Origin of the sequence: Nitrosomonas oligotropha (assembly GCF_009833085.1) — a bacterium.
GTDB classification, from domain to species: domain Bacteria; phylum Pseudomonadota; class Gammaproteobacteria; order Burkholderiales; family Nitrosomonadaceae; genus Nitrosomonas; species Nitrosomonas oligotropha.
The window spans coordinates 21,948-41,767 of sequence record NZ_QRBZ01000033.1 but is presented as its reverse complement, the minus strand read 5'-3'; the positions used below and the strand labels follow the sequence as shown (position 1 = coordinate 41,767).

Sequence of the window (19,820 nt, the reverse complement as noted above, 5' to 3'; positions counted from 1 at the left end):
TTTCTTTGATATCAGCAAGCTGAATGGTTAAGTTAATCGAAACTCTGCAAGCAATGGAATATGATCGGATAAATGACGCCATGGTTGCCCTTGAAGGTAGTCACAACTAACAATATCCAGATCACGATAATAAATTCGATCCATGGATAACATGGGCAACCAGGCAGGGAATGTTCGTGCATAAGCACCATGGGTAATTTTAAATGCCTCTTTAACTCCTAAATCCTGATGTAAAAAATGCTCGGCACGACCGCGCCAATCATTAAAATCACCGGCAATAATCAGTGGCTCGTTTGCTGGAATATGTGAATTGATGCGTTTTACCAGTGTTGAGAGCTGACGCTCTCTCTCTTGTTCAAATAATCCTAAATGTACGCAGATGACATGAATTCTCTCATCCGTTCCGGGAATTTGAATGGTCCCATGTAACAAACTCCGGCTCGCTGATTTAAATAATGAAACATTAATATTTTCCCATTCAACAAAGGGATATTTACTCAAAATCGCATTGCCGTGATGACCTGACTTATAAATAGCATTTTTACCATAAGCATAATGGTGCCAGACTTGATCGGCTAGAAATTCAAATTGCCGGTTATTGGGCCAGTCAATGAATCGATTGTTCGATATTGCATGTTCACCGTGTATTTCTTGCAGAAAAACTATATCGGCATTGACGTAGCGTAACGAATTCTTGATTTCATGCAGAATGAAACGCAAGTTAGTAGCGCTAAACCCTTTATGGATATTATAAGTCAGAATTTTAAATGAACCATTAGTCATGCGATTACCAGTATCGACCAAAAGCGAAACTTGATTTTGTACTTCCGAAATACTTGAAGTGAGAATTTAAAACTTACCAATTGTGCGACATCTGGTCAATTCGATTAAATTGTTTTTCATTTTACTTTCCGGAAACAGCTTTCAAGAATCTTTCTTTTTCCGTAACTAAATTACTTCCTGCGATAACTTCCAGTCGATCAGCTCCAATAAAATCGGCCAATACTATGCACATGTCAGCCGATAATCCGCTTTTTCCAGCTTTTATTAATCTTATATAACTAGCTGAAACTCCTAGTATCTTCGCTAATTACAGTCTGTATTCCTACTTTTTTTCTGCATCTTCAATGTACTTTTTCATATTTATAGTATGTTTTTCCTATTTACAGCAATCAATTACTTGCTCGATATTGCGCAAGAATTTACTCGCTTTATGATTTTCAAGTAATCATATAGTTCAAGTTCAGAATGTTTCACAAGGCACCTACAATCAAGAAGAAGGGTATGGCACCGTACCGGCCACAATGGAACTAGACCCCGCCATATTCCACCACTTCAAAAATCTGAAAGATCCCGTTTACCTCGATCTGACCATTGAGCAGGTCTTGCACTTTGGCGAGATTAAAAACATGGTGACCGGTGTTTCTAACATCGCCGCTCAACCGGCAAAAGTTGCTTAATCGGATAGTAACACTAGTCCGTTCAGTCGCAATTTGCGACTTTTTACTCAAATTTAGATACCCGGTTAAGGACATGGCAAATGAAATCTTTATCGATTGGATCACCATTTCTCAACTTCATACGACTGACGAACAACTCCCAGTCTATTGCAACGGAATCATCGTCAATTATGACGCCATCGGCAATGCTCGCCATGAAAGAGTTTGCCCCGCGACTTTTCCGGGATCATTTGAAACAAGTATCAGGCTTAAAAGTGACGGTAAGCATGTATCACTCAGTGGAAACGTCGGCCGGTTTTCTCGTCAAGACAATCTGTTCAACCTGGGATGGCAACAAACCCTTGATAAAGCTAATCGAATTTGTCTGGATCGAGGCTTACCAGCTTTTACTTCCGGAACAATGGGGGCTTCAACGCATGTCACAGAATCATTTGGTGCGCGAGTATCTCGTCTGGACATCACCTGTAACTTTGCGACGGGTTCAGAATCTCAAGCCCGTCACCTTATCCGATGGCTTGCAACTCGGTCTGTTTCAAGAATGAAAAAAGGCCGGGCAGGGGATGAGTCCGTCTGGTGGTCAAACACCCGTCACATGCTCAAGCACATTGAAATGTTGAAACACGGTTGCAGTGAAGACGATCCGGTTTACTTGTGGTGCAAAGAGCAAGGAGTAGTGCGCGTGGAAATCGAACTAAAAAAACGGCTGTTATTTGATGAAGGCTTGAACAAGCTGGAAAACATCACTGATGAAAAGCTGATCAAGATTTTCCGGGATGAAACGGAAATTTTTAATCGTATCGATCGCAGTGATGAGCCGGACATCCTCGACGCTATACCCGCAAAGAGTCGCATTTATGCTGCCGCATGGTTAGCTGGTCAAGATTTATCAAATATGGCGCACCGGGCAACACTTTTCAGACACGCAAAAATCCTGCGTGAATACGGCATGGACATCATGGAACCGCGCAATATCGAGCAATTCCCCGTGAAAGTCCGGATTGTCGACCTGAAACCCCTATCTATGCCGGATTGGTACAGCCTGGAAGATGAACAACCACAACTCAAAGTAGTAGGGGAGTGATTCCAGCCCATAAGTCCCGCGTTGGGTCTTATGGGGTGCAATCCCGCACCAATTAATCAAAGGAGCTTTAACTATGTTTCAAACCATCAAAAACCTGTACCGCAAATCTGTAGACGCCGTGATGGCAGTCGGTCGCAATATCAAATCCTTCTTTTCGCCAGCCATCGAAGGCGAATATCTAGGGAAGGGCGACATTATGCGCCGTTCCTTCAATCCGCGCGGTTCCCTGGCGGTAGCTTTAACCTTCTGCTTTTTAATGCTGCCAGCCATCAGCTTTGCAGCCGTACCCGCCGATGTGACGACAGCTATCACGGGTGCCGCAACTGACATTCCCTGTGACGTAACTCTGCTCGATCAAACCGCCTTTTACTGGCAGCTCGCCGGTGTTCTGGTTGCAGGTTTCGCTGTCCGGGTAATCATCAAGGCGTTTCAATAATGGAACTCTGGATATACGACTTAGGCTACATGCTGGCCTTCCTGGGGGCTTTAGGGCTCATTTTTACCGCTTAACCGCTTTTCTGTGCTTTCTCTATCCATCGCTGTGCTTTTCAGAAATCGGCGCCGTCGATCTGGCCGGATGGATCAAAGGCGCTGACGGCACCTACTCCAAAGCATTTACGAATCTGGACGGTACTTCCTCAAAAGTATCTTTAACCAGCGCACCCAAAGGCATAACGACAACATCCACCGCGCTCGTGCAAACGTCCAAGGGCATAACTGCAATGGACATTGTCAAAACTGCAAATATTAATACTGCTCGTTTGGGTTCCGCGATGGTTGGTCTAGCAAAAAAAGCTGGTCCAGTCGGTTTGACGCTGACCGCGGCTACTTTGGTCTGTGAACTTACAATGATTTGTAACCAAGCTGGGGCTTGGTTTACTACTCCTGTCGAGACTTTGCCAAATCCTGACACTGATCTTTGGATCTGCTCCCATTCGACAACGATGCAGGGCACTATAAACCAGTGTAAAGCCAATTATTACGCTTGCAATTCACCAAATCGGCTTTGTAGTGAAGATGCGGTGGTAGAAGGTGGTTTCGGTTATAAATTCAAGATGTCTCAAAAATCCGATGGTTTCGTCAACGGTTATGCTGATATGTATCGCCTTACAAAATGGGTTCCTGCTCCTGCTGGCACTCCTGTTCCTACTACTGAATCAGATTGGAACAACGCAGCCCCTAAGCTTAATGACGACCGTGTGACTCCTCACCTGATCGAAGCTGATGAGCCGCTTCCTACTGATTCGGTTCCAACGCTCACACCGGGTCAGAAAAAAGGTCTCGGCCTTGATTCCGTACCCACAAAGGATTCAAACGGCAACGTAACCGGGCGTGAGGACACTATGACTGAAATCGAACCCGTAGACGCTGGAACAAGCGACAACCCTGGCCGCGTCATCATCAAAGAAACCAAAACAACGATCAAATACGACACCAACAACACGCAGATAAGCAGCACGACCAATACCAGCTACACCAACCAGCCGGACACGAAACAGCCGTCCGGCTTTACTATTTCGTTCGATACCGTCCCGGAAGCCACGCTACCCACTTACAACGTACCTAACACTTTCGGTTCAACAAGCTGGGGTTCCGGATCATGTCCGCCCAATATCGACGTGCCTTTATTGCACATGACCATGCACATACCCACGCAGCCGGTATGCGATACGGCCGTCATGATCAATCCTTTTGTGCTGCTCATTTCTACCTTAATCGGCATTTATATCATTGCGGGGGTACGTGGCGGCTCTACCACGTAGAAAACTATGTTCAATATCTTAATTCCTTTAGGTGCATTTCTTTCTGCTGGCATTGGTTATTTGGCCGTTCGCGCTCTCATGGGTGTCGGCGTTGGCCTTATCACTTATGGTGCTGTCGGAATCCGTCCTGGCACAGCTTTTTTCTATGGCGCAAGGCTACTACAACGCTTTTCCGTCTTTTGCTCTCCAGGTCGTCGGATTGGCCGGTTTTGGTCAAGGCATCGGCATCATTGTAGGAGCGATCAGCTTCCGGCTTACTTTCGTACTGTTGCCCAAACTGGGAGTGATACCGAAATGAGCATAACCCTTGTTACCGGCAAGCCTGGCACCGGAAAAACCGTCTTTGCCGTTTCCAGCTTTATCAAGCCAGAATTGAAAAAAGGCAGAATTGTTTACACCAATGGCATACCGGATCTGAAATTCAGCCACATCGATTTGACCAATGACGATTTAAACCGCTGGAATGAAGCCGAGCCGGTGGAAGGCCGCAAAGGTGTCTATGAGCTGACAACGCTTAAAGAGGATTCATTGATCGTGGTGGACGAAGCCGCCGACGTGTGGCCGGCACTGCACCTTAAAACCATTCCGGAATTCCTCCAATACCTGAGAAAACACCGCAAGCACGCGCTTGATTTCCTGCTTCTGACACAAGATCCACACTTTTTGCATCCGCATGTACTGCTGAACGTCGACAAGCATATTCACCTGTTCACCGACTGGCGCGGGACATACTCCTATGAATGGCCGGAATACTGCGCCAACCCGATCATGCCGACCAACCAAAACAGGGCAGTATCGAAACCGTACAAGCTGGACAAATCGGTATTCAATGAATTCTACTCAGCAACTAAGCACCTGCCAAAGCAAAAACGCTCTGTGCCGAAAATGGTCTATGCGACTGTGTTTATGCTCTTCGCCGTCCCCGCGATGGGCTTCATGACGTACACGACAATTAGCAGCAAATTGGAAAACCCTATCGGCTCGAACTTGGCCAAGCAGGAAGAACCAAAAACCGAACAAACCGCGAAGCAGGGGAGTGATATACCGCCACCGACCATCATACCAGTAGCGCAACCGGCCACCGACAATGCACCGGTCAAACATTCGCTGTCGATGTTGTCGGATTCAGTCGACTGGGGACAAGTCGCCGCCTGTGTTTCCAGCAAATCAAACTGCATCTGCTACGGCTACCAGGCGCAACGTTTGAATATCGTTCCGGATACCTGCAATGCGGCCATCAATTACGGCTGGCTTTCACCTAAGAAAATGTAACGGAGATTAGAAAATGGAACTATCACAGCAAAGATTCAACGAACTTATGAAATTACGATCAGATTACAACTTGGCCTTGCAACTTGGCGGCATGTCTCTGGAAGAAACCGAAAGAACACAACTTCTACTTGATGACATCAATACCGAACTTGAAGAATATGGCTTCGGAGCACCTGAAAATTAATAGTGCCATGAAAAAACCTGATGAATTACTACAAATCGCACAAACCGCGATTCTCAACTATTCCGGGGATGTCAGCGTGCTGAACTCGGCGCTGGGAATGCTATTCACCGGTCAGTATTACGGCTGGCGCTTCCTATACATTGTGCATTCAAAGCGCACTGTCCGGAAGTATGAAAAAGTGCTGGATATCAAAGTGACGGAATTTTTCCAACCGGCTGGCCCGTTGTCACATCGCTCAGCCGGACTGGTTGAAGCAAACAAGCATTCAAACTTCTGGAAGTGTGTTAGCGGCGATACTCAGATACCCAATAGAAAACTAATCACGGATGACCCGCCGCTGGCTGGAAAGCAGACTTTCCCCTTTGCCGAACAAAACACCGCAACTTTAAACCGCTGAAAGCCCAAGGGTCGCGCCGCCGACCGGCGCGAAGGGTATGACCCGCAAGGGGCATGCTGCCCGATCCCTACTAATCGAGGTCTTGGTGGCGACTCACCAAATCCAACAAATCTGTTAAGTTATGGTATATCTTCGTAACCAGTTGAATATCGTTCTTCCAATTGGTCAGTGGTGAGGCCAAATAGCTCTGTAACTGAAGAATAATCGGCTTTTTGTGACTTTCGTAGAATGGGAGGTACTTTATTTCCATATTTCGAATAATTCAAAACTGAACCATAATTTCTGATAATTTCTAAGTTTATGCGAGTTTTTGCATATACCGGGAAATTAGCAACAAAGTCATCTAACTCAACTAGCAAATCATCAGTTTGTCTTATGACTTTCTCAGTTATATCTATCAGTACGCTGAGATCAGCTTTGCCTACACATTCTACTGCTTGCTCAAGCGTGACATATGCATATGATTCCGTGGAATGTTGTTGTATAATTTTTTCTCTAATCGGCCTTTCAATTTCATTCCGTTTTCGCCATAGCTCTTGCACAGAGTTGTAGCCATGTATCATGATTCTAATTCTTTGTATGTTGCTCCACTTTGAACATTCGCCACTCGCTTGGTTTGGTACCAAGAAAGAGAGCTTAGAGAAATCCTCCACGATAGGTTTTGCGATAAATAAAATTGTTGGTACTGCAGCTATTCTTTCATAGGGATTGGCTGTTAATTTACCGTGCTAATTATGTTTAATTGCAACAAGTTCAAATCGTGCTTCATCAGCTAATAAAATCCACTTATTTACAATATCAACTTTCTTTAATTCAACTTCTCTCATGCGCGAATTGTTTGCTTCTTCAGTTTGATTTTTAATCAAATTATTTTGTTCTATGAGCAGCTGATTTGATTTTTTAAATTCTTTAATTTGATTCTGAATACTAAAAATTAATGCTATTAATGCTGAAAAAGCTAGTAAGGGGCTTAATGTTCCGCCTACAAAATTTCCAAATCCACTCCATTCATTTATGTTGTCTGACCATTCATTTGATGCATAGATTTTGAAATAAATTGTCACTATGGCGATAATAAATATTAAAGCCGTAACCGAAATTATCCAAAGTATCTTTTCCATTTTTAAACTCACTCTCACTGCATTGATGTTATCACTATCTATACCTGATAAACCATTTCATTCTACAGGTTTATAATTGGTTTTAAATACCGCTAAACTCCATATGTTTCACTGTCGGAGTTTCATCAATGCCTATATTCACAAAGCTTCGCAACATCTACTGGCAAATCCGTTATACCCGCAACAAAAACCGAAAGCGTAAATACTACCGCCATGCTGCAGACGAAAAAAAACGCCTGATTTTGTCAGGCGTTGATCCGGAAGAACTGCGGCTATTTTGTCGGGCGCTTAGTGGATGTTTAAATTTTCACGCCGAAAAACATTTAGCAAATTACTTAAAAGCAAAGTGACATTATCGCTCTTTCTACGCCCTATTTTCCTGCGGTTCAATTGCTTATAATTTGTATTATGTAAAATAGATTATCCTTTGCGCAATGCAGGGCAAAAAATTAGTAAGTCATTATTGACGGCGGACAATTACTTTGAAACGTTGGGACAAATGATCTGAAACAAATTTACAACCAACCGATGCGCTTAAAGCGGATATAAAGAAAGAAGCAAGCCAAACAAATAATCAAAAGTGCCATTGGGTAGCCGTATTCCCAATCCAGTTCTGGCATACGTTCAAAGTTCATTCCCCAAATCCCGGCTAAAGCTGTAGCGACGGCAAAAATTCCAGCCCACGCGGTAAGTCGCTTGCTCACTTCATTGTTTTCGATAGCTCCCATCGAAAGATTTACCTGCATAGCAGTACCGATAGTATCTCTAATAGTGTCAATGGATGCATCAATCCGCGCTAAGTGATCATAAACATTCCGAAAGTAATCTCGAAAGTTGGAACATAAAATAGGACACCGGTTACCAGATAACTTGCCCGCGGCTTCAATAAGTGGAGCAACGGCATGCTTTAGAATCATGATTTTCCGCTTAAGCTGATAGAGCCGCTCAATGTTGGTTCGAATGGCTCCTTGGGTAAAGATTTGCTCTTCAATTTTTTCCAGCTCCGATTCCAGTTGATCAATAATTGGGAAATAATGATCGACTGCCGCATCCATCAAAGCATATAAGACAAATCCTGATCCTTGTTTAAGGAGATGCGGCTCCCGCTCACAACGCTCCCGTACTTCAAAAAAATGTTGCTGACTTCTATTCCTAACCGACAAAACATAGTTAGGACCAACAAAGATATGTATTTCACCTAAGGTGTTTTCTTCCTTGCTCAGATCAAGTAAATGCATAACCACAAACATTGATTCGCCATACTCTTCAAGCTTTGGGCGTTGATGACCATGACGCGCATCCTCTACAGCTAACTCATGGAGATTGAATTCTTCCTTCATCTTGTCAAGTTCTTCAATCGTCGCATCCCGAAGGGCAACCCAAACAAAGCATCCTGGTCGTTTAAGGTAAGCACTGATATCCTCTACCCTAAGATTAGCTACTAAGCGCTCACCGTTCTCGTAAGCAACGCAATTAATAAGCACAGCTTAAATCCTAAACTATAAAATAAATGATATTTTACATGCTGATGTGAGGAAGAGCTGAAAAAAGCGCCAAGTACAGTGTAACTATCAAGAGAGTATTTTATAAAAACGCACTTAATAAGTTGAGTGACGAAGTACCAAATAACGCGAAAATTTAACGCTAGACATAAATAAAAAAAGAACCGATGCAACCATGCTTGCCTCATGGCGGTGGACGGTTCCATTAATGGATACGCAATCTGAAACCCTACGACAAGCACAAATTGCTTCCATTAATCCATGACAAACCATACGTGGAGATGAGGTAAATGGTTACTCGTGCATATTTACCTCGCCGACCGTAAGTTTTTTCTTAATCTATGGTTTGTCTATCTCGATTAAGAATGTTACTTAAGGAAGGTTTAAACATAATTTAACAATGGCTCATCAACTTAAAGCCGCAAGCTTTTTAGCATTAGCGCCTTTTTTAAGCTCAAGTTCTTGTATATTTTCTTTAATTAAAAGAATCATTCCGCGTCGCTCTTTTAAACCTGGGCCTATCTCACTTGGAGATATGCCGCCATAACCGAATTCTTCCGGCGTCATTTTTTCCATGATGTCACGCAAAGTTGGCTCGATTGTTTTGAAAAGCAGCGACAATAAAACCCTATCGTCGAATTGAGTTTTTTGGGGTGTGAATATCTGGCAGGCTGAGTAATCCCCTAATTTTCCCGATAGCACATCCTCTAACGTTTTATAGTTCAATGGAATTCCGTAAGCTTCGGGTCTATTTAACCATGGCCGCATTTGTGGCCAATCCTGTGATTCCAGGGCGAATAGAAGAAAATTCATAACCTTCCGTACCATTCATTGATAATTCGTCTTATCTGCCGCCGGATTCGAACCGGATCATAGTCACCTTTCGGCTCCTAACCGTTCCCATTGGAAACAACCGGCTTTGCTCAAAACTATAGTCTACTTACAGAGGGAGTTTACATGCAGACTGGCTGAGTAATACAGCGGAAATGCTTCTTTTACGAGCCGGTAGGTTTTTTTGACTGCGTTGTTCAGGCTGGTTTCGGTTTCGGACTAAAACAATATTCCGACCATTCGTAGCTTTTCGAACCAGACCATTCATAGCGAAGGTGAATATGCCGGCCGGCATTTTCCAATAGATGCGGATACACGAATTTGGGTAATTGTGTGATTATCAGAAAGCCTAGGTTGTACTTTCCTCGCTGCAACAGATAATTATCTACAAAATTTAAACGATAGAATGAGTAAGATATTGCTACTTTCCGGTTTTGATGAAAGCAAATAGCGATAAAGATTGTAATTGCTACATTCATCTCCATTTATAAGATAATTTCAATTTCATAGGAGCAGGATATGCGTGCTTTTCTATCGCTCACGGTAATTCTCTATGCGCTTCTGTTAAGCGGTTGCGGTTACAATACGCTGCAAGCCACTGATGAACAAATTAAAGCCAGTTGGGCGGAAGTTTTGAATCAATATAAGCGCCGCGCTGATTTGGTGCCTAATCTGGTCAATACGGTTAAGGGATTTGCCGCGCAAGAAAAAGATGTGCTGCTCGGCGTCACGACGGCTCGCTCCAGAGTCGGCGGTATTCAAGCTAGCCCGGAGCTGCTCAATAATCCCGAAGCTTTCGCCAAATTCCAGAACGCACAAGGTGAATTATCGAGTGCACTTTCTCGATTACTGGTCGTCACCGAGAATTATCCCGAATTAAAGTCGGATGCGAATTTCCGCGATTTACAGGCACAGCTGGAAGGCACCGAGAATCGCATTACCGTGGCGCGCAATCGTTATATCAAGGCGGTGCAGGAATACAATATCGTGGTGCGCTCTTTCCCGAGCAATCTCACGGCAATGATGTTCGGTTTTCAGACCAAACCCAGTTTCACCGTGGAAAATGAACAAGAAATATCGGCTGCGCCCCAAGTAGATTTCGCTGCGCCCGTACCGGCGGCTAAATAAGTCACTATGATACTCACTAGAATGATCCGGACGGGAATAACAGCATGGTTGCTCATAACCACGCTGTTTAGCGCTGCAATCGCTATGGCCGATGCAGCCATTCCTCCGCTCAAAGCACGTGTCAACGATTTGACCGCAACCCTCTCCGCCAGTGAAGTCATGCATCTGGAGCAGAAATTGCTGGCATTTGAGAAAACCAAAGGCAATCAGATTGCGGTATTAATCATTCCGACTACACAGCCTGAGACCATTGAGCAGTATTCCATGCGTGTGGCGGAAGCGTGGCAATTAGGACGTAAGGGCGTCGACGACGGCATTTTATTACTTATCGCCAAGAACGACCGCGCCTTGCGCATCGAAGTTGGCTATGGATTGGAAGGTGCGGTACCGGATGCGATGGCCAAACGCATTATCGCGGATATTATGACGCCGCATTTCAAACTGGGGCATTTTGCCAATGGCATCGATGCCGGAATCGAGGCCATCATCCATTTGATTCAGGGCGAACCGCTGCCGCTTCCTAAGAACTCCCGTAGCAGTAATAGCGCTGCGAGTGAGCATTCTCCGGTTGAGAATTTTATTTCCCTCCTGATCGGAGCGATGGTGCTGGGAAGAATTTTACAAGTTTTTCTTGGCCGTCTTGCTGGTGCAATGGTCACCGGTATTGGCGTGGGATTCATCGGATGGTTGTCTTTTGCGTCGATAACGGCTGCCATTCTGGTTGCGATCGCGGCGTTTTTCGTCAATCTCTTTCTGAATAGCGGCGGAGGAATTTATCGAACCGGGCGCGGCGGCTGGTCAGATCGCAGTTACCGGCACGGTGGCTTTGATCGTGGTGGTTTCGGCGGTGGTGGCTTTGGTGGCGGGGGCGGCGGTTTTGGCGGCGGTGGCGCATCGGGGAGGTGGTAAATGAATTTTGCTCGTATCCTGCGCCATTTATTAACCGGACAATTGATCCAACGCCGCACATTCCCGGCCGCATCGCTTGCAGCGATCGAACAGGCGATTGTGCAATCGGAAATGACACATGGCGGTGAAATTTGTTTTGCCGTGGAAGCGGCGCTGAATACATTGCCGCTGCTCAAAGATCAGACCGCGCGGGAACGCGCGATTGAAGTGTTCTCAAAAATCCGGGTCTGGGATACCGAACACAATAACGGCGTGCTGATTTACTTGTTATTGGCCGACCGCATGGTGGAAATCATCGCCGATCGCGGTATTCACGCCAAAGTCCCGGAACAGGAATGGCAGGATATTTGCCGGACGATGGAATCGGCATTCCGGCAACAACAATTCGAGGCTGGCGTCATCGCGGGTATTCGTGCAGTTGGCATGCAGTTGCAGAAATATTTTCCATTTGATCCGGAAAAAGATACCAATGAACTTCCCAATAAACCCGCAGTGCTCTAGCGCGGCGTGCAGTTAAGGAGTACCTGCCATCGAATCGACAAGAATGCACTGCCAACCGTCAGGATAGGAAATTCGCAATCGCAGCAAACTCCTCCACCGACAAATTCTCGGCGCGCAACCCCGGATCGATTCCCAAGGCACTGAAATCACTGGCTGTTAAATGTTGTTGCAGCGTATTGCGAAGGGTTTTGCGGCGCTGTGAAAATGCCGCGGTGACAATTTGTGAAAATAACGCTTCATCCTTAACGATGCGCGCGGACGAATCGCGCGGAATCATGCGAACGATAGCCGATTCAACTTTTGGTACGGGACGGAATGATTCCGCCGGAACACTGAAAACATATTCCATATCGAAACGGTACTGCAGCATGACGGAAAGCCGCCCGTAATCGGCTGTGGCGGGTGAACCGACCATGCGATCGACGACTTCCTTTTGCAACATAAAATGCATATCCAGGATATGTTCCGAGAATTGACTCAGATGAAATAGCAGCGGTGTTGAAATGTTATAAGGCAGATTACCGACAATGCGCAGTTTGCTGCCCAATGCGGAAAAATCGAATTTCAATGCATCGGCGGAATGAATGGTCAATTCTTCCTGAGTAAACGCTTGATTCAGCTTGCTCACAATATCCCGGTCAATTTCGATCACGTGCAAGTGATCCAGAGCCTGCAACAAAGGGCGCGTCAGTGCGCCCAATCCCGGGCCGATTTCAATAATCCGGTCGCTTTTTTGCGGATAAATTTCAGCGACGATTTGCGCAATAATATGCTGATCGACCAAGAAATTCTGGCCAAAACGCTTGCGTGGATTATGATGCATGACGGAGAAATTGGGTTTGGTTCTTTGCTAGCTGCATAGCCGTTTCAATCGCTGTCAGCAGACTGCCAGGATTCGCCCGTCCTGTTCCAGCCAGTTCCAATGCGGTACCGTGATCGACCGATGTGCGAATAATGGGTAATCCCAGGGTAATATTCACGCCGCCGCCAAAACTTGCATGTTTTAGAACCGGCAGACCCTGATCGTGGTACATGGTGAATATGCAATCGAATTGTTTCAGTTGCGCCGGGTTGAACAAGGTATCCGCCGGTATCGGGCCAGTCAACTGCATGCCTTCGGCGCGTAATTTATTCAACACCGGAATGATGACATCGATTTCTTCCCGGCCCAAGTGCCCCGACTCACCCGCATGCGGATTAAGCCCGGCGACAGCAATGCGCGGATTTTCCAACATAAAGCGCGTGATCAGATCGCGTTGAATGATGCGCAGTTTGCTTTCGATGCGATCCGCCGTGATGGCCGCGGCCACATCTTTCAGCGGTAAATGCGTGGTTGCCAGTGTCACACGCATATTCCCGCCCGCCAGCATCATGACGACGGGACTGTGCAGCAATTCGGATAAATACTCGGTATGTCCGGTGAATGGAATGCCGGCATCGTTGATCACCCCCTTATGCACGGGGGCCGTCACCATGCCGTCAAACTGACCAGACTGGCAGGCGGCAACCGCAAGGCGGAGCGTCTCGAGCACATACTGCGCATTCTCTGGATTCAATGTGCCCGGAATCGCTGTTTGCGCCAGAGGCACATGCATCAGCTGCAAGCTGCCGGCTTCATGCGGCGCTGGCGGCGTTGTGGCGGCATCGATCAGTTTCAGCGGAAGCTGCAACTGCTGCGCGCGCGCCATCAGTAATTCACCATCCGCAACAGCAACCAAGCGGCACGATAACGGTTGCTGCGCGATTTGCACGCATAAGTCGGGGCCGATTCCTGCCGGTTCACCCGGTGTCAGTACGAGTGAGGGAATAATTTTAGTGTTCATGATCATCGTCCAAACGGTATTCCACATACGCTTGATCGCGCAGCTGCCGCAGCCATTCTTGCACCACGACATCGGCTTTGCGTGAGCGGATCGCTTGCCTTGCAGTCTGACGGCGCCGGTCCAGGCTGATATCCTGCGAGCGGCGTTCCAGCACTTGGATTAAGTGCCAGCCAAATTGCGACCGGACCGGATCGCTGACCTGCCCCGGTAGCAGTGCATTCATGGCCCGTTCAAAATCTGGCACGGTGTCGCCCGGCGAGAGCCAGCCGAGGTCGCCGCCGGAAGAAGCGCTGGTATCTTCGGAATACAGTTTCGCGACTTCTTCAAAGTTTTCTCCCTTATCCAGCCGCTCCTTAATCTGAAGAATCTTTTGCTTGCCATCGCTTTCCGAAGTCAGCTCGTTAATCTTAATCAATACATGGCGTGCATGGGTTTGGTCAATGATGACGGTGGGTGTTTCCTGAGCACGCCGGCCAAGCAGCTTGAAAATATGAAAACCGCTGGGACTTTGCACCACCGGTGTCACATCGCCGGGTTGCAGCTGTTCCAACAGCTCGGCGAAAGTTGGGCCCATTTGCGTGATTGGGCGCCATTCGATAATGCCGCCGGTCTTGGCGTCGGCTGCATCGGAAAATTCCGCTGCGACCTGGGAAAATTCCACACCCTGTTGAAGCTTATCGGATGCCAATTTTGCCCGCTCCGCTCGTTGCTGTGCTTGACTCGGCGCGGTATTTTCCGGCACCAGGATCAAAATATGCGCAAGGCGGTATTCGTCTTGGCCTTCGGAAGTGGATTTCTGTGTTTGGAGGTAATTATCCACCTCCCCTTCGGTCACATTCACCTGATGCTTTACTTCCCGTTCCTTGAGCCGCGCCATGATCATTTCTTCGCGGATTTCATCGCGGAATTTGTTGTAGCTGATGCCATCCTTTTCCAGTACCGCATGAAATTCCGGCAAGGATAATTTATTATCCGCCGCAATCCGCTGTATGGTTTCATCCAATTCGCTTTCACCAACCGCCAAACCAACTTCCTTGGCATGCTGCAATTGGATGTGTTTCATGACGACCGATTCCAGTACTTGATTTTCCAGGCTGCGCTGATCCGGTAATTGCACGCCTTGCTGTTGCAGACGGCCAATCGCCATCTTCACCGCATCGTCAAGCTCCTGGCGCGTGATCACATCTTCGTTCACCACGGCGACGATATGATCGATGGCTTTGGCCGCCGGGACAAACATCGACTCCTGCGCGGCAACGGGTGCCGATAGCAATACGGTAAGCAGCAAGGGAATGCAAAAATAATTGCTTTTATGCATAAAATGACAACACTGGATAAATGCGATAGGAAAAAATCAACGCTTAATGAACGCTGGTATAGCCGGGAATGCTTTGTTGCAGTACCTGCAACGGGTTATTGCCAAGTCCCATTAACCCTTTTAACTCAAGTTGCACAAAAAATGCGGTGGTGGTCGTTTGTGTCGCGGTCGTCAACCGTTGCAGTACAACCCGTAAAGCCCAGCAACACGAGTTATATTCAAAACCGGCCAAACCGGCCAGAATTTTATCATCCAGCAACGAATAATTGACCCGGGTAACGCCATGCCAATTTCCGCCCAGCGGCCATTGCATCGAAGTATCCACTTGCTCCAATACACCGCGGGTAAACCGGTAGCCCAGATTGAGCACCTTACCGGCTTCCGGCTGGTAGCTGATACCGGTACGGACCTTTTCAATCCATAATTTCGATTCGTCCATCTGGACATTCGAGTCGGCACTGATGGTCGGTGTCAGACGTCCGGATATCGCGGCAATGAAGTCCGACCGGCCGCTGGTGACTTGCGGTGGAAGCAATAGAACTTTAGGGTCGTTAAAATTGAATTGCTGCCCGACAGCAAGGCGCAATCGTTCGATGCCCGTCTCCTGTTCCACGAAGCGCGAGGTCAGCGCAGTCACGACACGATTGGCGTCATTGATGCGATCACCGCCGCTGAAACGGTTCTCGGTCAATATTTGCGCAAAACTGAAGTCATTGACGGCGGAGTCGAAATTAGGCAAGAAGCTTTGATTCCGGTAAGGCGCGTAAACATAGAACAAGCGCGGTTCCAGCGTCTGAACAAATTTTGTATCCCATAGCCTGACTTGACGGTCAAATGCAATGCCGCTATCCCAGCTGAAAATCGGCACGGTACGGTCAAGGTTGTTGCTTTTACCTTCAACCGGCGCTGAATCGAGATTATAGTGGGTATAGTGCAGCCCGAATTTAGGGGTGATATAGCCGAATTCATTGCGCAACGGAACACTGACACTGGGATAAAAAACCAGGCGATTGCCATCGACGAGCGTCGGATGATAAAAATTCGTCCAGCTGCTTTTCATCTCGAAATCCATTTTGCCGACATTATATTTGACTGCATTCAAAGCAAAATGCGGCAATCGCTCGTAAGGAGAAACAAACCGCGCAAACGGATCCTGGAGGGTTTGAAAACGCTGTGCAAATCCGGTGAATTGCAATGCACCGTCCTTACCCAGTCTACCGTTGTATGAAACACCGGCTTGTTGCGACAAGTTAGTCAAGCTGGTCTGTGCCAAATTAGGAGTAAGTTCGCGAAAATACCGGTCATCCGATACTTCGTTATAATTCAGAAAACCCTGCCAGCCCCGGCCGATATTCTGCGAATGCGTGAATAAAACGCCCCAGCGGGTCCGGTTGGTATTAATGTCCATCGGCAGAATATCGAACAGCAAATGACCGTTCATGTTGTTATTACCGATATAACGCAGCTCGTTGCTTAGCAAAAAGCCGCGCATCGTCATAATCCGCGGTGTGATCGTGGCATCGATATTGGGTGCGATATTCAAATAGATCGGCAACCCCATATCAAAGCCGGTTTTGGCGTTATAGCCCGCGACAGGCGACAGCAATCCGCTTTTTCGCCGGCCGCTGTAGGAGAAATTTATCCACGGAGAATACAGAATCGGCACATCTTTAAACACAACGCTGACATGCTTTGCGGTACCCACTTCTTTGTCGTTGTCGATTTCCAGCTCATCCGCGCGCAGATACCAATCCCTTTTTTTAGGAGGACAAGTGGTGTAGTTGGTCTCTTTGATCCGGTAGTGATCTTTGCCTTCAAAATACAAGATATCGCCAGCGCCGCGCCCTTTTCCTTTTTTCATCGAATAGCGCGGCTCGGTCAATTGACCGACTTCGGTTTTCATATTGAGTTCGAGTTTCTTGCCTTGCAGAATATCTTTCGGTCTTTCCAGGCGGATATTCCCCTCAACTTCAGCATCTTCGGTCTGTTCGTAATATTTGACACGGTCTGCCGTAAGGGTATTGTCACCTTGCTGCAAAACCGCATTTCCGGTCGCTTCGACTTCTTGTTTATAATAGCCGGTTAAACGGTCGGCCTCGATGAACACAGGTTTCTTCTGCGGTTTGACGATGGGTTTAGGTTCGCTTTCAATTTCACCTTCGCCTTCGGTTTTGGGAACGACGCAACTGCTCCATCCGTTGAGCGGTAAAGCGAGAACTAATACCAGGATAAATATACTTGGGATAATAGATAACTTCATTCTGGATTTAGTGTGCAATGCCTGTCTGTCTGATTCAATTATTCGCAATCCTTGATCGCCGGTTTACCGGATTCATCGCAAAATCCCACCGGCTTATTTATCCCAATAACTCAACATTGTACTATTTCTCGCAACCGATGTTCTATCGAAAAATAGGGATTTTAAATTGTTCAGAACATCAAAATCCGGTCAGCGTGCGCGGAACATGAAATAAACCGCGCCCACCATGCATAATGCGGCCCAGAGATAATCCAGTTTCAGCGGTTCTTTCAAATAAAACAATGCAAATGGCACAAACACGGTCAACGTGATGACTTCCTGCAAAATTTTGAGCTGCGCGACCGACAATACCGTGTAACCGATCCGGTTGGCCGGAACTTGCAGCATGTACTCGAAAAACGCAATGCCCCAGCTCACCAGCGCGGCGATAATCCACGGTTTGTGATTTAATTCCTTCAGATGCGCATACCAGGCGAAGGTCATGAACACATTACTCATCGTCAATAGCAGGATGGTATGCCCAATTTCGCGCATGGTATTACTCAAAACCACCTATAAACTGCATCACTAATCCTATTGCCAAGAAACCAAAACCCCACAGCTCAGTAAAAGCCTGGTTTGATATTATGTTTCTTAACTTCTCAGTGAGATTTGCTTCCCAAGAATCTGGGACATCTTTAATCTTTTTTCTTGTTCTGAAAGCTGAAATGACAATAATTACTGCACCAATAATTTCAAAAATTATCCCTGTTTGATTTACATACCAAAAAATATTCTCTGAATTAGAAAACATTTCTCTCAAATTCCTAACTCATTCCAAATCGCATCGACCCGCTGCTTAACCGCATCATCCATCGCAATCGGTGTGCCCCATTCGCGGTTTGTTTCGCCGGGAAATTTGTTGGTAGCATCCAGCCCCATCTTGCCGCCCAATCCGGAAATCGGACTGGCGAAATCGAGGTAATCGATCGGGGTATTTTCCACCAGCAACGTATCGCGCACCGGGTCAACTCGGGTGGTGATCGCCCAGATCACTTCCTTCCAGTCGCGCACGTTGATGTCGTCGTCGGTGACAATGATGAACTTGGTGTACATGAACTGACGCAAAAAGCTCCAGATACCGAACATCACGCGTTTGCTGTGCCCAGCGTACTGTTTTTTCATACTGACTACCGCCATGCGGTACGAGCATCCTTCCGGTGGCAGGTAAAAGTCGGTAATTTCCGGGAATTGTTTTTGCAGCAGCGGCACGAAGACTTCGTTCAGCGCCACACCAAGAATCGCCGGTTCATCCGGCGGTTTGCCGGTATAGGTGGAGTGATAAATCGGGTTGCGCCGCATGGTGATGCGGTCGATGGTAAAAACCGGGAAAGTTTCCTGTTCGTTGTAATAACCCGTGTGATCGCCATACGGCCCTTCCAATGCGGTTTCGCCGGGGTGAATCGCGCCTTCGAGCACGATTTCCGTGCTGGCCGGCACTTGCAGGTCATTGCCGATGCATTTCACCACTTCGGTTTTCGCGCCGCGCAACAACCCGGCGAACTGGTACTCGCTCAATGTATCCGGCACCGGTGTCACGGCACCGAGTATGGTCGCCGGATCGGCGCCCAAAGCGACTGCCAGCGGATACGGCTTACCCGGATTCAGCAGGCTGAATTCACGGAAATCCAGCGCCCCGCCGCGATGCGCCAGCCAGCGCATAATGACTTTATTCGGACCGATGACTTGCTGGCGGTAAATGCCCAAATTCTGCCGGGTTTTGTTCGGTCCGCGGGTCACCGTCAGACCCCAGGTGATCAGCGGGGCAACATCGCCCGGCCAGCAGGTCTGGATCGGTATGCGGCTCAGATCGACATCGTTGCCTTCCCACACGATTTCCTGACACGGCGCACTGCTCAATTCTTTCGGCGCCATATTCAATACTTGCTTCAATAGCGGCAATTTATCCCAGGCATCTTTCAATCCCTTCGGCGGATCGGGTTCTTTCAAGTACGCCAATAATTTACCGACCTCACGCAACGCTTCGACCGATTCCTGCCCCATACCCAGCGCCACGCGTTTGGGTGTGCCGAACAGATTGCCCAGCACCGGTATGCTGTGCCCTTTGGGGTGCTCAAATAAAACCGCCGGGCCTTGCGCTTTCAGGATACGGTCGCAGATTTCCGTCATCTCCAGCGCCGGATCAATTTCCGTTTGAATGCGCTTGAGTTCACCCATTGCTTCCAGTTGCGCAATGAAATCCCGGAGATCTTTATATTGCATGGATTGAA

24 protein-coding genes are annotated in these 19,820 nt (G+C 47.3%); 12 read left to right on the top strand and 12 right to left on the bottom strand.

What is annotated here, in order from left to right; all coding sequences use genetic code 11:
• Nucleotides 1–27: 27 nt before the first annotated feature.
• Complete coding sequence (locus tag ABD07_RS11050) at nucleotides 28–783, bottom strand: endonuclease/exonuclease/phosphatase family protein (protein WP_108697152.1); 756 nt, start codon at nucleotides 781–783, stop codon at nucleotides 28–30.
• 521 nt (nucleotides 784–1,304) lie between these two features.
• Between ABD07_RS11050 and ABD07_RS11045 the strand changes: the two genes are divergently transcribed.
• From ABD07_RS11045 to ABD07_RS11010, 8 genes are all read left to right on the top strand, one after another.
• Complete coding sequence (locus ABD07_RS11045; RefSeq protein ID WP_160818312.1) at nucleotides 1,305–1,460, top strand: hypothetical protein; 156 nt, start codon at nucleotides 1,305–1,307, stop codon at nucleotides 1,458–1,460.
• A 73-nt stretch (nucleotides 1,461–1,533) separates the two neighbouring features.
• Nucleotides 1,534–2,541 carry a phage/plasmid replication domain-containing protein gene (locus ABD07_RS15050; protein ID WP_240142526.1) on the top strand — a complete coding sequence of 336 codons (1,008 nt, stop codon included), beginning with the start codon at nucleotides 1,534–1,536 and terminating at the stop codon, nucleotides 2,539–2,541.
• 73 nt (nucleotides 2,542–2,614) lie between these two features.
• Nucleotides 2,615–2,977, top strand: a complete 363-nt coding sequence (locus tag ABD07_RS11035; protein WP_160818311.1) for a major capsid protein — start codon at nucleotides 2,615–2,617, stop codon at nucleotides 2,975–2,977.
• A 286-nt stretch (nucleotides 2,978–3,263) separates the two neighbouring features.
• Nucleotides 3,264–4,304 (top strand): virulence factor TspB C-terminal domain-related protein, encoded by a 1,041-nt coding sequence (locus ABD07_RS11030; protein WP_160818310.1) that lies wholly within the window; start codon nucleotides 3,264–3,266, stop codon nucleotides 4,302–4,304.
• A gap of 91 nt (nucleotides 4,305–4,395) precedes the next feature.
• A complete protein-coding gene (locus ABD07_RS11025) occupies nucleotides 4,396–4,602 on the top strand; it encodes a DUF2523 family protein (protein WP_240142525.1) in 207 nt (68 codons plus the stop codon).
• Complete coding sequence (locus ABD07_RS11020) at nucleotides 4,599–5,576, top strand: zonular occludens toxin domain-containing protein (protein WP_160818308.1); 978 nt, start codon at nucleotides 4,599–4,601, stop codon at nucleotides 5,574–5,576. The genes ABD07_RS11025 and ABD07_RS11020 overlap by 4 nt, the downstream gene beginning before the upstream one ends.
• Before the next feature lie 13 nt (nucleotides 5,577–5,589).
• Nucleotides 5,590–5,760: a hypothetical protein gene (locus ABD07_RS11015; RefSeq protein ID WP_160818307.1), complete on the top strand. Its 171-nt coding sequence runs from the start codon at nucleotides 5,590–5,592 to the stop codon at nucleotides 5,758–5,760.
• Between the two features lie 7 nt (nucleotides 5,761–5,767).
• Nucleotides 5,768–6,157: a hypothetical protein gene (locus tag ABD07_RS11010; protein ID WP_160818306.1), complete on the top strand. Its 390-nt coding sequence runs from the start codon at nucleotides 5,768–5,770 to the stop codon at nucleotides 6,155–6,157.
• Nucleotides 6,158–6,276: 119 nt separating this feature from the next.
• Here the strand turns inward: ABD07_RS11010 and ABD07_RS11005 are convergent, their stop codons facing one another.
• Together ABD07_RS11005 and ABD07_RS11000 are read right to left on the bottom strand one after the other, a co-directional pair.
• Nucleotides 6,277–6,720 carry a hypothetical protein gene (locus ABD07_RS11005; protein WP_160818305.1) on the bottom strand — a complete coding sequence of 148 codons (444 nt, stop codon included), beginning with the start codon at nucleotides 6,718–6,720 and terminating at the stop codon, nucleotides 6,277–6,279.
• A 165-nt stretch (nucleotides 6,721–6,885) separates the two neighbouring features.
• Nucleotides 6,886–7,278 carry a hypothetical protein gene (locus tag ABD07_RS11000; protein WP_160818304.1) on the bottom strand — a complete coding sequence of 131 codons (393 nt, stop codon included), beginning with the start codon at nucleotides 7,276–7,278 and terminating at the stop codon, nucleotides 6,886–6,888.
• A gap of 128 nt (nucleotides 7,279–7,406) precedes the next feature.
• Between ABD07_RS11000 and ABD07_RS10995 the strand changes: the two genes are divergently transcribed.
• Entirely contained in the window at nucleotides 7,407–7,628 is a 222-nt protein-coding gene (locus ABD07_RS10995) for a hypothetical protein (RefSeq protein ID WP_160818303.1), read from the top strand.
• 165 nt (nucleotides 7,629–7,793) lie between these two features.
• Here ABD07_RS10995 and corA read toward each other — a convergent pair whose 3' ends face one another.
• Both corA and ABD07_RS10985 read right to left on the bottom strand, forming a co-directional pair.
• Entirely contained in the window at nucleotides 7,794–8,762 is a 969-nt protein-coding gene (gene corA / locus ABD07_RS10990) for a magnesium/cobalt transporter CorA (RefSeq protein WP_160818302.1), read from the bottom strand.
• A gap of 426 nt (nucleotides 8,763–9,188) precedes the next feature.
• On the bottom strand, nucleotides 9,189–9,548 hold the full coding sequence (locus tag ABD07_RS10985) for a hypothetical protein (protein WP_160818301.1): 360 nt from the start codon (nucleotides 9,546–9,548) through the stop codon (nucleotides 9,189–9,191).
• Nucleotides 9,549–10,130: 582 nt separating this feature from the next.
• Between ABD07_RS10985 and ABD07_RS10980 the strand changes: the two genes are divergently transcribed.
• Genes ABD07_RS10980 through ABD07_RS10970 form a run of 3 tightly spaced genes read left to right on the top strand, consistent with a single transcriptional unit; the run spans nucleotide 10,131 to nucleotide 12,149 of the window.
• Nucleotides 10,131–10,739 (top strand): LemA family protein, encoded by a 609-nt coding sequence (locus ABD07_RS10980; RefSeq protein WP_108697166.1) that lies wholly within the window; start codon nucleotides 10,131–10,133, stop codon nucleotides 10,737–10,739.
• Between the two features lie 6 nt (nucleotides 10,740–10,745).
• Nucleotides 10,746–11,648 (top strand): TPM domain-containing protein, encoded by a 903-nt coding sequence (locus tag ABD07_RS10975; protein WP_205010685.1) that lies wholly within the window; start codon nucleotides 10,746–10,748, stop codon nucleotides 11,646–11,648.
• Nucleotides 11,649–12,149 carry a TPM domain-containing protein gene (locus ABD07_RS10970; RefSeq protein WP_160818300.1) on the top strand — a complete coding sequence of 167 codons (501 nt, stop codon included), beginning with the start codon at nucleotides 11,649–11,651 and terminating at the stop codon, nucleotides 12,147–12,149. It abuts the gene before it with no gap.
• Nucleotides 12,150–12,207: 58 nt separating this feature from the next.
• Here the strand turns inward: ABD07_RS10970 and rsmA are convergent, their stop codons facing one another.
• The 7 genes from rsmA to ubiD form a co-directional block, all read right to left on the bottom strand.
• Nucleotides 12,208–12,972 (bottom strand): 16S rRNA (adenine(1518)-N(6)/adenine(1519)-N(6))-dimethyltransferase RsmA, encoded by a 765-nt coding sequence (gene rsmA, locus ABD07_RS10965; protein ID WP_160818299.1) that lies wholly within the window; start codon nucleotides 12,970–12,972, stop codon nucleotides 12,208–12,210.
• Nucleotides 12,962–13,972: a 4-hydroxythreonine-4-phosphate dehydrogenase PdxA gene (gene pdxA, locus ABD07_RS10960; RefSeq protein WP_160818298.1), complete on the bottom strand. Its 1,011-nt coding sequence runs from the start codon at nucleotides 13,970–13,972 to the stop codon at nucleotides 12,962–12,964. Before pdxA ends, rsmA begins: the two co-directional genes overlap by 11 nt.
• The gene (locus tag ABD07_RS10955) at nucleotides 13,962–15,290 is read right to left on the bottom strand and encodes a peptidylprolyl isomerase (RefSeq protein WP_160818297.1); all 1,329 of its coding nucleotides are present in this window, start codon (nucleotides 15,288–15,290) and stop codon (nucleotides 13,962–13,964) included. Before ABD07_RS10955 ends, pdxA begins: the two co-directional genes overlap by 11 nt.
• A gap of 43 nt (nucleotides 15,291–15,333) precedes the next feature.
• Nucleotides 15,334–17,550, bottom strand: coding sequence for an LPS-assembly protein LptD (locus ABD07_RS10950; protein WP_160818296.1), 2,217 nt, complete (start codon nucleotides 17,548–17,550; stop codon nucleotides 15,334–15,336).
• Between the two features lie 189 nt (nucleotides 17,551–17,739).
• Nucleotides 17,740–18,084 carry a DMT family protein gene (locus ABD07_RS10945; RefSeq protein ID WP_108697172.1) on the bottom strand — a complete coding sequence of 115 codons (345 nt, stop codon included), beginning with the start codon at nucleotides 18,082–18,084 and terminating at the stop codon, nucleotides 17,740–17,742.
• A gap of 4 nt (nucleotides 18,085–18,088) precedes the next feature.
• Complete coding sequence (locus tag ABD07_RS10940) at nucleotides 18,089–18,343, bottom strand: hypothetical protein (RefSeq protein ID WP_108697173.1); 255 nt, start codon at nucleotides 18,341–18,343, stop codon at nucleotides 18,089–18,091.
• A 5-nt stretch (nucleotides 18,344–18,348) separates the two neighbouring features.
• Nucleotides 18,349–19,812: a 4-hydroxy-3-polyprenylbenzoate decarboxylase gene (gene ubiD / locus ABD07_RS10935; RefSeq protein WP_160818295.1), complete on the bottom strand. Its 1,464-nt coding sequence runs from the start codon at nucleotides 19,810–19,812 to the stop codon at nucleotides 18,349–18,351.
• Nucleotides 19,813–19,820: the final 8 nt, after the last annotated feature.

Bases quoted from the DNA above. Each gene is read 5' to 3' on its own strand.
- ABD07_RS11050 (WP_108697152.1), bottom strand. From the start codon at position 783: ATGACTAATGGTTCATTTAAAATTCTGACTTATAATATCCATAAAGGG.
- ABD07_RS11045 (WP_160818312.1), top strand. From the start codon at position 1,305: ATGGAACTAGACCCCGCCATATTCCACCACTTCAAAAATCTGAAAGAT.
- ABD07_RS15050 (WP_240142526.1), top strand. From the start codon at position 1,534: ATGGCAAATGAAATCTTTATCGATTGGATCACCATTTCTCAACTTCAT.
- ABD07_RS11035 (WP_160818311.1), top strand. From the start codon at position 2,615: ATGTTTCAAACCATCAAAAACCTGTACCGCAAATCTGTAGACGCCGTG.
- ABD07_RS11030 (WP_160818310.1), top strand. From the start codon at position 3,264: ATGGACATTGTCAAAACTGCAAATATTAATACTGCTCGTTTGGGTTCC.
- ABD07_RS11020 (WP_160818308.1), top strand. From the start codon at position 4,599: ATGAGCATAACCCTTGTTACCGGCAAGCCTGGCACCGGAAAAACCGTC.
- ABD07_RS11015 (WP_160818307.1), top strand. From the start codon at position 5,590: ATGGAACTATCACAGCAAAGATTCAACGAACTTATGAAATTACGATCA.
- ABD07_RS11010 (WP_160818306.1), top strand. From the start codon at position 5,768: ATGAAAAAACCTGATGAATTACTACAAATCGCACAAACCGCGATTCTC.
- ABD07_RS11005 (WP_160818305.1), bottom strand. From the start codon at position 6,720: ATGATACATGGCTACAACTCTGTGCAAGAGCTATGGCGAAAACGGAAT.
- ABD07_RS11000 (WP_160818304.1), bottom strand. From the start codon at position 7,278: ATGGAAAAGATACTTTGGATAATTTCGGTTACGGCTTTAATATTTATT.
- ABD07_RS10995 (WP_160818303.1), top strand. From the start codon at position 7,407: ATGCCTATATTCACAAAGCTTCGCAACATCTACTGGCAAATCCGTTAT.
- ABD07_RS10985 (WP_160818301.1), bottom strand. From the start codon at position 9,548: ATGCGGCCATGGTTAAATAGACCCGAAGCTTACGGAATTCCATTGAAC.
- ABD07_RS10980 (WP_108697166.1), top strand. From the start codon at position 10,131: ATGCGTGCTTTTCTATCGCTCACGGTAATTCTCTATGCGCTTCTGTTA.
- ABD07_RS10975 (WP_205010685.1), top strand. From the start codon at position 10,746: ATGATACTCACTAGAATGATCCGGACGGGAATAACAGCATGGTTGCTC.
- ABD07_RS10970 (WP_160818300.1), top strand. From the start codon at position 11,649: ATGAATTTTGCTCGTATCCTGCGCCATTTATTAACCGGACAATTGATC.
- rsmA (WP_160818299.1), bottom strand. From the start codon at position 12,972: ATGCATCATAATCCACGCAAGCGTTTTGGCCAGAATTTCTTGGTCGAT.
- pdxA (WP_160818298.1), bottom strand. From the start codon at position 13,972: ATGAACACTAAAATTATTCCCTCACTCGTACTGACACCGGGTGAACCG.
- ABD07_RS10955 (WP_160818297.1), bottom strand. From the start codon at position 15,290: ATGCATAAAAGCAATTATTTTTGCATTCCCTTGCTGCTTACCGTATTG.
- ABD07_RS10950 (WP_160818296.1), bottom strand. From the start codon at position 17,550: ATGAAGTTATCTATTATCCCAAGTATATTTATCCTGGTATTAGTTCTC.
- ABD07_RS10945 (WP_108697172.1), bottom strand. From the start codon at position 18,084: ATGCGCGAAATTGGGCATACCATCCTGCTATTGACGATGAGTAATGTG.
- ABD07_RS10940 (WP_108697173.1), bottom strand. From the start codon at position 18,343: ATGTTTTCTAATTCAGAGAATATTTTTTGGTATGTAAATCAAACAGGG.
- ubiD (WP_160818295.1), bottom strand. From the start codon at position 19,812: ATGCAATATAAAGATCTCCGGGATTTCATTGCGCAACTGGAAGCAATG.